This window comes from Delftia sp. S65 (assembly GCF_016516495.1).
In the GTDB taxonomy this organism is placed as follows: Bacteria; Pseudomonadota; Gammaproteobacteria; order Burkholderiales; family Burkholderiaceae_C; genus Comamonas; species Comamonas acidovorans.
On sequence record NZ_JACVUR010000006.1, the window covers coordinates 44,139 to 57,769 of the forward strand.

Genomic DNA, 13,631 nt, shown 5'->3' on the forward strand with positions numbered 1-13,631 from the left:
GGCCGGACAGGAGGGGGGGGATTCCCTCCCCTCGTCCGGCAAGGCAGCGAGTATCAGGCCGCTGCCTTGACCTTGGGCTCGACCAGGGGCACGTTGAACACGTCGTAGCCGAAGCACCAGGACGGATCTTCGTTGGTGCGCAGCCAGGTGTTGTCGTGCGAGATGCGCTGCACCTTGCTGGCGCGCTCGGCACGGTTGGCTTCGTACAGGGCGAAGGCCAGCTCATGGTTGTGCGCGCCGACTTCCTTGAGGCAGCGCGCCAGCATGGCGCCGTCCTCGATGGCCATGGCCGCACCCTGGGCCATGTGGGGCTTCATGGGGTGGCAGGCATCGCCCAGCAGCACCAGGCGGCCACGGCTCCACAGCGGCAGCGGATCGCGCTCGAGCAGCGACCACTTGGTCACTTCCACGGTGGCGTCGATCAGTGCCTGCACGGTGGGATGCCAGCCCGAGAAGGCCTCGCGCATCTCTTCCTTGCTGCTTTCCAGCCAGCGATCGTTGAGGTCCCACTTCTCGACGGGCACGCCGGTCACGTAGTACAGCTCGTCGGCCTTGCCGGTGACGAAGTAGGTCATCATGTGGCGGTCATCGCTCCACCATTTCACGCAGGCATCGAAGGGCAGCATGCCGGCCTTGACCTCGGGCGTGGGGAACACGGCGCGGTGGGCCAGGTAGCCCGCGTACTTGGGCAGTTCCGGGCCCAGGAGTTCCTCGCGGATGCGGGAGTTCACGCCATCGGCGCCGATGACGATGTCCGCCTCCTCGGTCGTGCCGTCCGCAAAGTGCATGACCACCACATTGCCGCGGTCCTCCACCTTGGTCAGGAACTTGCCGTAGGCCATCACGCTGTCGGGCAGGGCCTCGACCAGCAGCGCATGGAAGTCGCCACGGTGCACGGTCAGGTAGCTGGCGCCGTATTCCTTGACGGCGTAGTCGCCCAGCGGGATCTGGGCCAGCACGTCGCCCGTCTGCCAGTGGCGGCTGTACCAGTAGTCGGGATGCGAGCCCTGCTCGTTGAGCGCGTCCTCGATGCCGATGCGGCGCAGGATCTTCATCACATTGGGCCCGACGTGGATGCCGGCTCCCAGGCGCGAGAAGCTGGGCGCCTGCTCATAGACGCGGACATTGAAGCCTTCCTGGAGCAGCAGCTTGGCAGCTGCAGCCCCGCCGAGACCGGCGCCGACAACGGCGATTCGAGGGGATTGAGACACAGTTTTCTCCTTGCAGGAATGTTGAAAGCCAGACGGGGCAACCGTTGCTTCGGCGCGTCCTTGCAGGGTGTAGAGCAGGAAGCGTGCCAGGCAACAAAACACTTAATTCAGGTGTATGCGCTTGAATTTTTCAAATCGACGCATGCACCATAGGGCGGCAGAATAAATTGAAGTTCGCCATTTTTGGTGCAATTTCTGCACCAAATCAGTACAAACCCCGAGAAAATTCTCATTTGCAAGGCGGCACGTCTTTTGCAAGAATAAAGCGTACACACTCAGTTGATTCTGATCAGAAACCCTCGAAACTTCGCAAAGGCAAGTCCATGACCAAAACGTTCCGCATCGGCCAGATCGTCCCCAGCTCCAACACCACCATGGAGACCGAAGTGCCTGCCATGCTGCAGGCCCACTCCACGCTGCGCCCGCAGGACCGCTTCACCTTCCACTCCAGCCGCATGCGCATGAAGAAGGTCCAGAAGGAGGAGCTGGCCGCCATGGACGCCGAAAGCGACCGCTGCGCGCTGGAGCTGAGCGACGCGCGCGTGGACGTGCTGGGCTATGCCTGCCTGGTGGCCATCATGGCCATGGGCAAGGGCTACCATCGCGTCTCGCAGCAGCGCCTGACCGAGCGCACGGCCAGCAATGGCGCCACCGCCCCGGTGATCACCAGCGCCGGCGCGCTGGTGGAGGCGCTCAAGGTCATGGGCGCCAAGAAGATCGCCCTGGTGGCGCCCTACATGATTTCGCTGACCCAGCTGGTCATGGACTACGTGGCCGCCGAAGGCTTCGAGATCGTGGACTGGCGCGCGCTGGAGATCCCCGACAACCTGGACGTGGGCCGCCACGACCCCGCCAAGCTGCCCGGCATCGTGGCCGGCATGAACTACGCCGACGCCGACGTGATCGTGCTGTCGGCCTGCGTGCAGATGCCCTCGCTGCCGGCCGTGGCCCAGGTCGAGGCCCAGACCGGCAAGCCCGTGCTGACCGCCTCCATCGCCACCACCTATGCCATCCTCAAGGAACTGGGGCTGGACCCCGTGGTGCCGGGCGCGGGCGCGCTGCTGTCGGGCGCCTATCCCTACGACACCGGCACCAGCGCAGCCAAGGCCTGAGGAACACACGCATGACCAGCCACTCCAACTCCCCCACCCCCAGCACATTCCGCTACGGCGGCAACGTCCACGCCAACGGCATCCGCCAGCACTACCTGCGCTACGGCGGCGCCGAGGGCGAACGCGCGCAGCGCGACGCCGTCATCCTGATCCCCGGCATCACCAGCCCGGCCGTGACCTGGGGCTTCGTGGCCGAGCACCTGGGCCGCCAGTTCGACACCTACGTGCTCGATGTGCGCGGGCGCGGCCTGTCGTCCTCGGGCCCGGGCCTGGACTACAGCCTCGATGCCCAGGCCGCCGACGTGGCCGCCTTCGCCCAGGCACTGGGCCTGCAGCGCTGGGCGCTGGTCGGCCACTCCATGGGCGGACGCATCGCCGTGCGCGCCGCACGCAGCCAGCCGGTGGGGCTCACGCGCCTGGTCATCGTCGATCCGCCGGTCTCCGGCCCCGGCCGCCGCGCCTACCCGGCCGCCCTGCCCTGGTATGTGGACTCCATCCGCCAGGCCACGCTGGGCATGGATGCCGAGGCCATGCGCGCCTTCTGCCCCACCTGGACCGAAGAGCAGCGCCAGCTGCGCGCCCAGTGGCTGCACACCTGCCACGAGCCGGCCATCGTGCAGAGCTTCGAGGACTTCGGCCGTGACGACATCCATGCCGACCTGCCCCGCATCCAGCACCCGCTGCTGCTGGTCACGGCCGAGCGCGGCGACGTGGTGCGCAGCGAGGACGTGGCCGAGTGGCAAGGCCTGGCACCCCAGACCGAGCATGTGCGCGTGCCCAACGCCGGCCACATGATTCCCTGGGACAACGAGGCCGGCTTCTACGCTGCGCTCGGCGATTTCCTAGGCGCGCGGGTGGACTGAATGTCCAACCGCAGCCCACTCCCATCCATCGCGACACCAAGGAGCCGACCATGTCCGTCAGCGATATCGATCTGATCCACGCCTGGAAGCAGGTGCTCACGCTGTCCCGGCTCGAAGCCGGCCAGACCGTCACCGTGCTCACGGGCGCCGACACGCACCCGCAGACACTGCGCTGCGCCATTGCCGCCTCCAGCGAAATGGGGGCGCGCGTCAACCGCCTGGACCTGCCGCCCGTCAACGCCGAAAAATCACTGAGCCGCGACTCGCTGGCCTACCTGGGCACGACGCCGCTGACCGGCAACCCCGCCGCCATCGCCGCGCTCAAGGCCAGCGACCTGGTGCTGGACCTGATGACGCTGCTGTTCTCGCCCGAGCAGCACGAGATCCTGCAGACCGGCACCAAGATCCTGCTGGCCGTCGAGCCGCCCGAGGTGCTGTGCCGCCTGGTGCCCACCGAGGGCGACCGCGCGCGCGTGCAGGCCGCATCCAAGCTGATCGAGGCGGCCGGGCAGATGCACATCACCTCGGCCGCGGGCACCGACCTGCGCTGCCGCCTGGGCAGCTTCCCGGCCATCTGCGAATACGGCTTCGTGGACCAGCCCGGCCGCTGGGACCACTGGCCCAGCGGCTTCGTGCTGACCTGGCCCGACGAGGGCGAGAGCAACGGCCGCGTGGTGCTGGACCGGGGCGACATCCTGCTGCCCATGAAGGACTACGTGACCGAGCCCATCGAACTCGTCATCGAAAAGGGCTACGTCACGCGCATCAGCGGCGGCCTGCAGGCCGACATCCTCAAGGAGTACATGGCCTCCTACGAGGACCCCGAGGCCTACGCCGTCTCCCACATCGGCTGGGGGCTGCAGCCGCGCGCCCACTGGTCCATGCTGGCCCACTACAACAAGGAAACCCACATCGGCATGGACGCCCGCGCCTTCGAGGGCAACTTCCTGTGGTCCATGGGCCCCAACAACGAGGCCGGGGGCAGCCGCACCACGGCCTGCCACATCGACATTCCCATGCGCCACTGCTCGGTGGCACTGGACGGCAAGCCCACGGTCATCGACGGCGTGGTGCAGGACGAGGAAGGACTGGCGCGCGCCGCCAAAAGGTCCAAGCAAGGAAAGGACATCGCATGACAACCGCCACCGCCACCACCAGCACGCAAAGCGTTCCCACCGAGGGCGTGCAGGGCGACATCTCTGCCTACGCACGCCAGGGCTTCGGCACGCCGCTGCCGCTCAAGGCCCCGTTCGGCCTGCTCATCATCGACTTCGTCAACGGCTTTGCCGACCCGGCCGTGTTCGGCGGCGGCAACATCCCCGAAGCCATCGCGCAGACGCAGCACCTGCTGGCCCATGCGCGCGAGCGCGGCTGGCCCGTGGCGCACAGCCGCATCGTGTTCTCGGACGACGATGCCGACCACAACATCTTCTGCCTGAAGGTGCCCGGCATGCTGACCCTGAAGGAAGACAGCCCCAACAGCGCCATCGTGCCCCAGCTGGCCCCGGCCGCTGGCGAATACGTGGTGCGCAAGAGCACGCCCTCAGCCTTCTTCGGCACCATGCTCGCACCCTGGCTGGCACAGCGCGGCGTGCAGACCCTGCTGGTGGCCGGCTGCGTGACCAGCGGCTGCGTGCGCGCCAGCGTGGTCGATGCCATGCAGTCGGGCTTTCGCCCGCTGGTGGTGGCCGACTGCTGCGGCGACCGCGCCCTGGGCCCGCACGAGGCCAACCTGTTCGACATGGCCCAGAAGTACGCGGCCGTGATGCCGCTGAGCCAGGCCATCGCCGACACCGACGCCCTCGCCGCAGGTTGATCCCACCGCGCCAACGCGCCTATGGGGCCGGCCCTGCGCAGCCGGCCCCGGAGTGCATAACATGCACAGGGCACGCCTGAAGGCGTGCCCGCGAAGAACACCGCCCCATGAACCTGCCCCAGCCCCAAGCCCTGCACGCACAGCTGCTCACGCGCGCCGACACCCTGCTCGTGGTGCGCCAGCCCGTGGCGCCGCCGCGCCCTGCGCCCGGCCAGCCCGGCACGGCCACCGACTATGTGCAGTCCACGCCCGAGGTCTTCGTGGCCGTGCTGGCCGACGAAGCCGCGCCCCAGGGCTGGCGCGCCCTGGCCTTCAACGGCCATGTGGACCTGGGCACAGGCATACGCACGGCCCTGGCGCAGATCGTGGCGGAAGAACTCGAAGTGCCTTTGGCGCACCTGGACATGGTGCTGGGCCACACGGCCGCCGCGCCCAACCAGGGCCCGACCATTGCCAGCGCCAGCATCCAGATCTCGGCCGTGCCGCTGCGCCGCGCCGCCGCCCAGGCGCGCGAGCAGTTGCTGGCACTGGCCGCGCAGCAATGGAGCGTGGCGGCAGACCGGCTCCAGGCGCGGGAAGGTGCGGTGCACTTTGCCGATGGCAGCGATGCCCGCGAACTCCGCTATGGCGATCTGCTGCGCGGCCAGCAACTGCAGCTGACGCTGGCCCCGCCCGATCAGGAAGTGAAGCTCAAGCCCGCCAGCGAATACCGGCTGGTCGGCCGTGGCGCGGCGCGCGTGGACATCCCTGCCAAGGCCACGGGCGAGCTGAGCTTTGTGCACGATGTGCGCGTGCCCGGCATGCGCCATGGCCGCGTCATCCGCCCTCCGCACCCGGGCCGCGACGGCGGCGATTTCATCGGCCGCTGCCTGGTGGCCGTGGAGCGCGACTCCGTGGCCCACCTGCCTGGCAACGTGCTGGTGGTCACCGAGGGCGACTTCGTCGGCGTGGTCGCCGACCGCGAGGAACAGGCCATTGCCGCCATGCGCGCGCTGCGCGTGCAATGGCAGGCCGTGCCGCCGGCACCTGACTTATCCGATCTGGCTGCGGCGATACGCGCCAATCCCGCCCAGCACCGCTCGCTGGTGGACCAGGGCACTGTGGACGACGCCTTCGCGGTCGTCGGCACGGGTGCGGCCACCGAACTGCGCCGCAGCTACGTCTGGCCCTACCAGATGCATGCCTCCATCGGCCCGTCCTGCGCCGTGGCCGATTTCAGCGGGGGCCGTCTCAAGCTCTGGGCCGGCACGCAGAACCCCCACATGCTGCGCACCGACCTGGACCGCCTGCTGCAACTGGGCGAGGACCGCATCGAGATCGTGCGCCTGGAGGCGGCCGGCTGCTACGGCCGCAACTGCGCCGACGATGTCTGCGCCGACGCCGCCCTGCTGTCCATGGCCGTGGGCGCGCCCGTGCGCGTGCAGCTCACGCGCGAGCAGGAACACCAGTGGGAGCCCAAGGGCACGGCCCAGCTCATGGACGTGAGCGCGGCCATCGATGCCCGGGGCGAACTGCTGGCCTACGACTTTGCCGTGCGCTACCCCTCCAACGACGCGCCGCTGCTGGCCCTGCTGCTCACGGGCCGCATCCCGGGCGAGCCGCGCACGCTGGAGATGGGCGACCGCACGGCCGTGCCGCCCTACCGCTACGCCAGCCAGCGCATCACCTGCCATGACATGGCGCCCATCGTGCGCTCGTCCTGGCTGCGCGGCGTCTCGGCCCTGCCCAATTCCTTTGCCCACGATTGCATGATCGACGAGCTGGCCCATGCGGCCGGCGCCGACCCCGTGGACTACCGTGTTCGCCACCTCGATGACCTGCGCGCCGTCGAGCTGATCGAGGCCACGGCACGCCACGCGGGCTGGCAGCAAAACCAGCCGGGAAGCCGGGGCCGCCCCGGCGCCGACGGCCTGCTGCACGGGCGCGGCGTGGCCTATGCGCGCTACATCCACAGCCGCTTTCCCGGCTTCGGCGCAGCCTGGGCCGCCTGGGTCATCGACATCGACGTGGACCCCGCCAGCGGCCGCATCACCGTGCGGCGACTGGTCGTGGGCCAGGACACGGGAATGATGGTCAACCCCGACGGCGTGCGCCACCAGATCCACGGCAATGTCATCCAGACCCTGAGCCGCAGCCTGATGGAGAAGGTCGCCTTCAATGCGCAAGGCGTGGCCAGCCGCGAGTGGGGCAGCTACCCCATCATCGGCTTCCGCGACCTGCCCCCCATCGAAGTGGTGCTGATGCCGCGCCAGGACGAGCCCCCCATGGGCGCAGGCGAATCGGCCTCGGTCCCCGGCCCGGCCGCGCTGGCCAATGCGCTGTTCGACGCCACCGGCCGGCGCTTCTACGCCGCGCCCTTCACGCCCGACGTGGTGCGCGCCGCACTGAATGCCGCGCCGAACGCCACGCCAGAGACTGCGCTGGCAGGGCAGCGGACCCAGCCGGCCTAAACCGTCCAGGCGTTCACAGGCCCGCCAGTTTCCTGGCGTCATCCAGGTCCGGGTGGTCGAACGCCAGGGCAAACTCATCGAGTTCCTGCGCGGTCATTCCAACCTCCGCAGACAGGCCCAGCACGCGCCACTGCAACACGGCCTCGACAACCTGGCGCACGATCGCCAGCGACTGGTCGCGGCTCAGTGAAAATTGCGAGGCCTGGCCCATCAACTGCGCCATGCTGGTGATGGGGCCTGTGTCTTCGCTCAACCATGTCTTGGACTCACGGTTCTTTTCCGGCATGGGATTGATGTCGAATGCCGGGGAAAGCTGCCATTGGTTGTCCCCTACATAGAGGAACCCCAGGTTTTGCAGATGGTCATCGACATTGGTGATGAGGTGATGGAACACCAGGCGCCGCCATAGCTGCCGCGCGTCATCCACGTAGTTCGCGCTCAGCCCTTTCATCTGCGCGAGCACCTCGGTGTACGCGTGTTCATGCTGCCGACTCGCCTGCAGCAGTGTGGCGCCGGATATGTAGGGAATGCGCGTATCCCCGGGCCCACGGTCGAAACGGCGGATGACCGCCACAGGTGTGCCATGCACGGCAACCACATGGGCTTGTGCAGCATCAATGCCGGCCAGGCGTGCCAGTTTCAACGCCAGGACTTCGGCACGCGTCACATTGCGATCGTCCTGAACGCTGGGGAATTTCCCCAACGCCAAATGCCCCTTTTCATCAAGGATGCTGCACTTCGGGCGCATGCCTCCCAGCGAGGTCGCCTTGCCCCGCAGGTAGGCCAGATCCTGGGCCGACTCCCTGCCGAGCTCCACGGCCCTCGAGGAGGCGAGCATTTTCTCCAGTTCCAGCATCGGAGGCGTCGCAGTCTGCCCTGCGCGTACGGACTCCAGATAGACGCCTTGCGCACTGCGCAACCTCAGGGCGCCCATCCGGCTGAAGTCATCGACGGCGCAAAGGTAGTCGAGTTCGGTCAGTGCCCCAAGAGCCGGGTCATTCTCGCGCCGCTTGGCATGCGCACGGGCAATGACACGCCGCCCCCAGGCATCCGGCTCCGTGTCTCCCAGCGCAAGGAAGAACAAGGAGTCCTCCCGGGTCTCTGGTTTGCGCGTCTGGTAGATCGGCGTGAGCGCGAGATCGGGGGAGACGTTGAACGCATCCTTGTGACCCAGCCAGTCCTGGAAGTAGGCGAACTGGGTGAACATGCGCATGCCGTTGCGCACGAATACCAGCCTGCCCACGGCCGTGCCCGCCTTGCCCAGGCACACGTCCAGTTCCGACTTCATGTTGTGGACCATTGCAGCGGAGCGCGTCACCATGTCGCATTCGCCCTTCAGAACGCCTTGGGTGCCTTGCGGCGTTTGCTGTAGATGCGCGCAGGCAGTTGCGCATCCATCAGTGCCAGTCCGACGGAGTCGGTCGGGGTGTCCAGGAGCAGGCGCAATTTCTCCAACTCACCGAAGACCTGCAGGGCACTTGCCAGATAGGAAAGCGCAATTCCGGGGTGGCCATCTTCCAGGCGGCGCACGGTGCTGACCGAAACGCCCATGCGGGATGCCAGATCGGCCTGCGACAGCCCCCGCCGCCGCCGCGCCAGTTCAATGCTCTGGCCCAGTGCCTTGATGGCCCGATCAACAGGAAGATTGGTTGCAGTTGCCATCAAAATATTCTCATACGAGTGCTTGCGGCATGCAAGCGCTCTGATATGAATGATATTACGGCCTTTGAACGATGCCCGCCTGTGCCGGAAGAAACCCAACAGACAGCACTCCCGGTCGCTGCTTCCAGCGAAGGGCGCTAGGGCCTGTTCACACTAATGCGGGGTCGCGAAGCTGCCTGCCAGCCCGCCACTCAGCGTTGCGCTCCTTGTGCGTGTGAGCACACGTACGGCGTCGCGCGCCTTGATTGGCGGGCTGGCAGGCAGCCTCCCTTCGGGTTGCCCGGCTGCGGGGCAACGCGATCCTCGCATTAGTGTGAACAGGCCCTAACCCGCCAGCGCCCCCGCATGCCGCAGGCACTGCGCACGCCAACCGGCGTCGTCCTGCAGTTGCAGCGCGGCCTGCAGCGCGCGCGTGGGCGCCACGCCCTGCTGGGCCATGAAGCCTATGGGCGTGACCAGTTCGGGCGAGCGCAGCGGCCGGGCCACCAGGCCCGGCATGTGGCGCACCGTTGCCACCATGGCGCCGGGCAGCACGGTGGTCATGCCATCCGTTCCTTGCGCCACGGCCATCACCAGGGTCAGCACGGAGTTGGTTTCCATGGCGGGCTGCACGGCCATGTCCACGGCGGCGAAGGCCTCGTCGATCACCGTGCGGTTGTGCATGTCGGGCGTGAGAAGGCACAGCGGCATGCCGGCCACTTCGCGCCAGGCGATGTCGGCGCCAAAGGCAAAGGGCCAGCCCTCGCCCTGCCCATCGCGACACTCGCGGCACAGCAGGTAGTAATGCTCCTCGTACTGGGGCCAGGACTGCAGGCGCGGGCCGCGCGGCGGCATGCGCGCGCTGTAGCCCAGGGCCAGGTCCAGCGACAGGTCTTCGAGCCCGCTCTCGATCTCGGCCGAGCTCATGGACAGCACCACGGGCGTGATGCCCGGATGGTGCTCGCGCAGCAGGGCCGCAAAGCGCGTGAGCATGGGCATGGCCGTGGGCACGGCCGCCATGCGCAGCTGCCCGCGCAGCGCGCCGGCGGCAGCGCTCAGTTCCTGGCGCAGGCCTTCCTCGGCCCGCAGCATGGCCAGGGCCGTGGCCAGCACCTGATCGCCCTCGGGCGTGAAGCCCGCGAACGAGCGGCCCCGGCGCACGATGACCGTGCCGAACTCCTCCTCCAGCGCGCGCAGCGCATTGGACAGCGCCGGCTGGGTGATGTGGCATGCCAGCGCCGCGCGGCCGAAATGGCGGTGCTCGTTGAGCGCCGCCAGATACCGCATCGAGGTCAGCAGGTTCATGCCGGCAGCGCCAGAAGGGTCAGGTTCCCTGGCTCACCGTGATGGTGGGGAACTTGCTCGTGAAATCGCGTGCCTTGAGCGCCACCTTCACGGCCAGGTCGCGCGCCACCTTCTTGTAGATCTGCGCGGCCTCGCTGTCGGGCTCGGCCACCACGGTGGGCTTGCCGCTGTCGGCCTGCAGGCGGATCTGCAGCGACAGGGGCAGGGCGCCCAGGTAGTCGATGCCGTACTCGGCCGCCATCTGCTTGCCGCCCTCGGCGCCGAAGATGTGCTCCACATGGCCGCAGTTGGTGCAGACGTGGGCCGCCATGTTCTCCACCAGGCCCAGGATGGGCACGCCCACCTTCTCGAACATCTTCACGCCCTTCTTGGCGTCGATCAGCGCGATGTCCTGGGGCGTGGTGACGACCACGGCGCCCGTCATGGGCACGCGCTGGGCCAGCGTCAGCTGGATGTCGCCGGTGCCGGGCGGCATGTCCACCAGCAGGTAGTCCAGATCCTTCCAGTTGGTCTGGCGCAGCATCTGCTCCAGCGCCTGCGTGGCCATGGGGCCGCGCCAGATCATGGCCTGGTCGTTGTTGACCAGGAAGCCGATGGACATGACCTGCACGCCATGGCTTTCCATGGGCTCCATGGTCTTGCCGTCGGGGCTTTCGGGGCGGCCCGAGATGCCCATCATCATGGGCTGGCTGGGGCCGTAGATGTCGGCGTCCAGGATGCCCACGCGCGCGCCCTCGGCGGCCAGCGCCAGCGCCAGGTTGGCCGTGGTCGTGCTCTTGCCCACGCCGCCCTTGCCGGACGAGATGGCGATGATGTTCTTGACGCCCGGCAGCAACTGCACGCCGCGCTGCACCGCATGCGCGGCGACCTTGGACGTGATGTTGACCGAGACATTGCCCACGCCCTCGACGGTCTTGGCCGCCGCGACGAACTGGCCGCGCAGCGCCGGCACCAGGCTTTGCGCCGGATAGCCCATCTCCACGTCGAAGGCCACATCGGCCCCCGTGACCTGCAGGTTGCGCAGGGCGCGGGTACTCACATAGTCCTTGCCGGTGTGGGGGTCGAGCACGCTGGAGAGCGCGGCCAAGAGCGCTTGTTCTGTGACTGCCATTGCTTTGATTACTCCTAGAGCCGGATAGTCTATCCAAGGCACCATCCCCTCGCTCACGCGAGACAATGCGGGCCTTGCTGCCTTTGCGGCCCCTGTTCCCGCCTTTTTCCGCGAAAGATCCGCCCCGTGAAATTCAAGATGGCCCACAACTCCCTGTTCGCGATCCTGCTGCGCTCGCGCTGGTGGATCAGCATCGCGCTGGCCGCGCTGGTGACCCTGGTGTCCACGGCGCTGCTGCCCAAGGACATCGCGCCGTTCGCCGCCATCACCGCCCTGCCCTTCTTCGGCATAGGCTGCGTTGCCGCCTGGCGCCAGCTGCGCGCGCCCAGCCCCGCCAAGGTGGAGCAGGCCCTGGAGATCGCCGCCCAGCAAAGCTGGCGCGAGTTCGCCGATCGGCTCGATCGCGCCTGGCAGGCCGAGGGCTACACCGTGACCCGCCTGTCCGACAAGGATGGCGCCGACTTCGTGCTGGAACGCGAAGGCCGCACCACCGTGGCCAGCGCCAAGCGCTGGAAGGCCGGCGTGCACGGCATGGAGCCGCTGCGCGCCCTGCTGGCCGCAGGCCAGGCGCGCGATGCGGCCACGGTCTGCTACCTGTCGCTGCAGCCGCCGGCCGAGAATGCAGCCGCCTGGGCCAAGCAGCAGGGCATCGCCCTGATCTCCGGCAAGGACCTGGGCTCCCTGCTGGCCAAGGCCTGATCCCTTCGGGGTCATCCCCTGATCTGATGACGGCCGGCGCGCGGCACACTCCAGGCATGCCCGATGCCGCGCCCTCACCCGACTCCAGCCTCCCTCCCCCCAGCACCGGACTGCTGCTCAGCGGCGGCGGCGCCCGCGCCGCCTACCAGGCCGGCGTGCTGGAGGCCATTGCCGAGATACGCCGCGCCTGCGGCCAGCAGCATGGCCCCAATCCCTTCCCCATCCTGGTCGGCACCTCGGCCGGCGCCATCAACGCGGCGGCCCTGGCCTGCGGCAGCGACCATTTCGACCGGGCCGTGCGCCGCATGTCGCGCATCTGGCGCAACCTGCGGCCCGAAAACATCTACCTGTCCGACTCGCTGAGCGTGCTGCGCAGCGGCGCACGCTGGCTGACCCTGCTGTCCCTGGGCTGGGCCCTGGCGCGCTGGGGCCGCATGCGCCCGCGTTCGCTGCTGGACAACCAGCCGCTGGGCCGGCTGCTGTCGCGCGGCCTGGTTCCGCTGGAACGCCTGCCGCAATTGATCGCGGACGGCCACCTGCGCGCGCTGGCGGTGTCCGCCTCCAGCTACACCACCAGCGAGCATGTGACCTTCTGCCAGGCGCAGGACCAGCTCCAGCCCTGGGTGCGCAACCAGCGCAAGGCCGCCGCCGCCCAGATCACGCACGCGCACCTGCTGGCCTCCTCGGCCATCCCCTTCATCTTTCCGGCCACGCCGCTGCCGCTGGACGGCGCCACCGAATACTTCGGCGACGGCTCCATGCGCCAGACCGCGCCGCTGGCGCCCGCCATCCACCTGGGCGCCGAGCGCATCCTCGTCGTGGGCGCGGGCCGGCGCACCGAGCCGCCGGCCAGGCCGCCGCCAGAAGGCGCAAGCTACCCGTCGCTGGCCCACATCGCGGGCCACACGCTGTCGAGCATCTTCCTTGACGCCCTGTCCCTGGACGTGGAGCGCGCCGAGCGCATCAACCAGACCCTGGCCCTGATCCCCCCCGCCGACCGCGAACGCAGCCGGCTGCGCCCGCTGCAGTTGCTGGTCATCTCGCCGTCCGAGCGCATAGACGCCATCGCCGCGCGCCACGTGGGCCAGCTGCCGCTGCCCATGCGCACCCTGCTGGGCGCCCTGGGCGTGCGCCAGGACGCCAGTGACCCGCGCGGCGCCGCCCTGGCCAGCTACCTGTTGTTCGAGCGCAGCTTCACCCGCGAACTCATGGCCCTGGGCCGGCGCGACGCGCTGGCGCGGCGCAGCGACATAGAGCAGTTCCTGGGCTGGCAACGGCCGCTGGTCGCCAACTGACGGCCTGCCGCCAACAGGCCTAGCGCAGCGAAGGCCCGCAACAACTCCCTGGTATGTCGGCCTGCACGGAAAAGCCATCGCCGCCCCACAACCGCCCAGCCCTTCTAGAATGTCAGGTTCCCCCGAGA

12 protein-coding genes are annotated in these 13,631 nt (G+C 68.4%); 7 read left to right on the plus strand and 5 right to left on the minus strand.

Annotated elements, in window-relative coordinates; translation table 11 throughout:
- Nucleotides 1-53 precede the first annotated feature (53 nt).
- Complete coding sequence (locus IAE24_RS07645; protein WP_012203778.1) at nt 54-1,211, minus strand: FAD-dependent monooxygenase; 1,158 nt, start codon at nt 1,209-1,211, stop codon at nt 54-56.
- 323 nt (nt 1,212-1,534) lie between these two features.
- On the opposite strand from IAE24_RS07645, the gene IAE24_RS07650 reads away from it, so the two are divergent.
- The 5 genes from IAE24_RS07650 to IAE24_RS07670 all read left to right on the plus strand — a co-directional run bounded on the left by IAE24_RS07650 (nt 1,535) and on the right by IAE24_RS07670 (nt 7,452).
- A complete protein-coding gene (locus tag IAE24_RS07650; protein ID WP_325100518.1) occupies nt 1,535-2,323 on the plus strand; it encodes a maleate cis-trans isomerase family protein in 789 nt (262 codons plus the stop codon).
- 11 nt (nt 2,324-2,334) lie between these two features.
- Nucleotides 2,335-3,186, plus strand: a complete 852-nt coding sequence (locus tag IAE24_RS07655) for an alpha/beta fold hydrolase (RefSeq protein WP_199960122.1) — start codon at nt 2,335-2,337, stop codon at nt 3,184-3,186.
- Between the two features lie 50 nt (nt 3,187-3,236).
- Complete coding sequence (locus IAE24_RS07660; protein WP_012203775.1) at nt 3,237-4,322, plus strand: hypothetical protein; 1,086 nt, start codon at nt 3,237-3,239, stop codon at nt 4,320-4,322.
- Entirely contained in the window at nt 4,319-5,002 is a 684-nt protein-coding gene (locus tag IAE24_RS07665) for an N-carbamoylsarcosine amidohydrolase (RefSeq protein WP_199960123.1), read from the plus strand. Before IAE24_RS07660 ends, IAE24_RS07665 begins: the two co-directional genes overlap by 4 nt.
- 107 nt (nt 5,003-5,109) lie before the next feature.
- Complete coding sequence (locus IAE24_RS07670) at nt 5,110-7,452, plus strand: xanthine dehydrogenase family protein molybdopterin-binding subunit (RefSeq protein WP_199960124.1); 2,343 nt, start codon at nt 5,110-5,112, stop codon at nt 7,450-7,452.
- A 13-nt stretch (nt 7,453-7,465) separates the two neighbouring features.
- On the opposite strand, the gene IAE24_RS07675 is transcribed toward IAE24_RS07670, so the two are convergent.
- The 4 genes from IAE24_RS07675 to apbC form a co-directional block, all read right to left on the minus strand.
- A complete protein-coding gene (locus tag IAE24_RS07675; protein ID WP_233626135.1) occupies nt 7,466-8,740 on the minus strand; it encodes a type II toxin-antitoxin system HipA family toxin in 1,275 nt (424 codons plus the stop codon).
- 47 nt (nt 8,741-8,787) lie between these two features.
- Entirely contained in the window at nt 8,788-9,114 is a 327-nt protein-coding gene (locus IAE24_RS07680) for a helix-turn-helix domain-containing protein (protein WP_013803898.1), read from the minus strand.
- Between the two features lie 324 nt (nt 9,115-9,438).
- Nucleotides 9,439-10,398, minus strand: coding sequence for a LysR family transcriptional regulator (locus IAE24_RS07685; RefSeq protein WP_199960126.1), 960 nt, complete (start codon nt 10,396-10,398; stop codon nt 9,439-9,441).
- A 19-nt stretch (nt 10,399-10,417) separates the two neighbouring features.
- Entirely contained in the window at nt 10,418-11,509 is a 1,092-nt protein-coding gene (gene apbC / locus IAE24_RS07690; protein ID WP_012203771.1) for an iron-sulfur cluster carrier protein ApbC, read from the minus strand.
- A gap of 138 nt (nt 11,510-11,647) precedes the next feature.
- Here apbC and IAE24_RS07695 point away from each other — a divergent pair, with 138 nt between their 5' ends.
- The gene (locus tag IAE24_RS07695; RefSeq protein ID WP_034398227.1) at nt 11,648-12,208 is read left to right on the plus strand and encodes a restriction endonuclease; all 561 of its coding nucleotides are present in this window, start codon (nt 11,648-11,650) and stop codon (nt 12,206-12,208) included.
- A gap of 56 nt (nt 12,209-12,264) precedes the next feature.
- Nucleotides 12,265-13,503: a patatin-like phospholipase family protein gene (locus IAE24_RS07700; RefSeq protein WP_199960127.1), complete on the plus strand. Its 1,239-nt coding sequence runs from the start codon at nt 12,265-12,267 to the stop codon at nt 13,501-13,503.
- Nucleotides 13,504-13,631 lie beyond the last annotated feature (128 nt).

Bases quoted from the DNA above. Each gene is read 5' to 3' on its own strand.
- IAE24_RS07650 (WP_325100518.1), top strand. From the start codon at position 1,535: ATGACCAAAACGTTCCGCATCGGCCAGATCGTCCCCAGCTCCAACACC.
- IAE24_RS07655 (WP_199960122.1), top strand. From the start codon at position 2,335: ATGACCAGCCACTCCAACTCCCCCACCCCCAGCACATTCCGCTACGGC.
- IAE24_RS07660 (WP_012203775.1), top strand. From the start codon at position 3,237: ATGTCCGTCAGCGATATCGATCTGATCCACGCCTGGAAGCAGGTGCTC.
- IAE24_RS07665 (WP_199960123.1), top strand. From the start codon at position 4,319: ATGACAACCGCCACCGCCACCACCAGCACGCAAAGCGTTCCCACCGAG.
- IAE24_RS07670 (WP_199960124.1), top strand. From the start codon at position 5,110: ATGAACCTGCCCCAGCCCCAAGCCCTGCACGCACAGCTGCTCACGCGC.
- IAE24_RS07675 (WP_233626135.1), bottom strand. From the start codon at position 8,740: ATGAAGTCGGAACTGGACGTGTGCCTGGGCAAGGCGGGCACGGCCGTG.
- IAE24_RS07680 (WP_013803898.1), bottom strand. From the start codon at position 9,114: ATGGCAACTGCAACCAATCTTCCTGTTGATCGGGCCATCAAGGCACTG.
- IAE24_RS07685 (WP_199960126.1), bottom strand. From the start codon at position 10,398: ATGAACCTGCTGACCTCGATGCGGTATCTGGCGGCGCTCAACGAGCAC.
- apbC (WP_012203771.1), bottom strand. From the start codon at position 11,509: ATGGCAGTCACAGAACAAGCGCTCTTGGCCGCGCTCTCCAGCGTGCTC.
- IAE24_RS07695 (WP_034398227.1), top strand. From the start codon at position 11,648: ATGGCCCACAACTCCCTGTTCGCGATCCTGCTGCGCTCGCGCTGGTGG.
- IAE24_RS07700 (WP_199960127.1), top strand. From the start codon at position 12,265: ATGCCCGATGCCGCGCCCTCACCCGACTCCAGCCTCCCTCCCCCCAGC.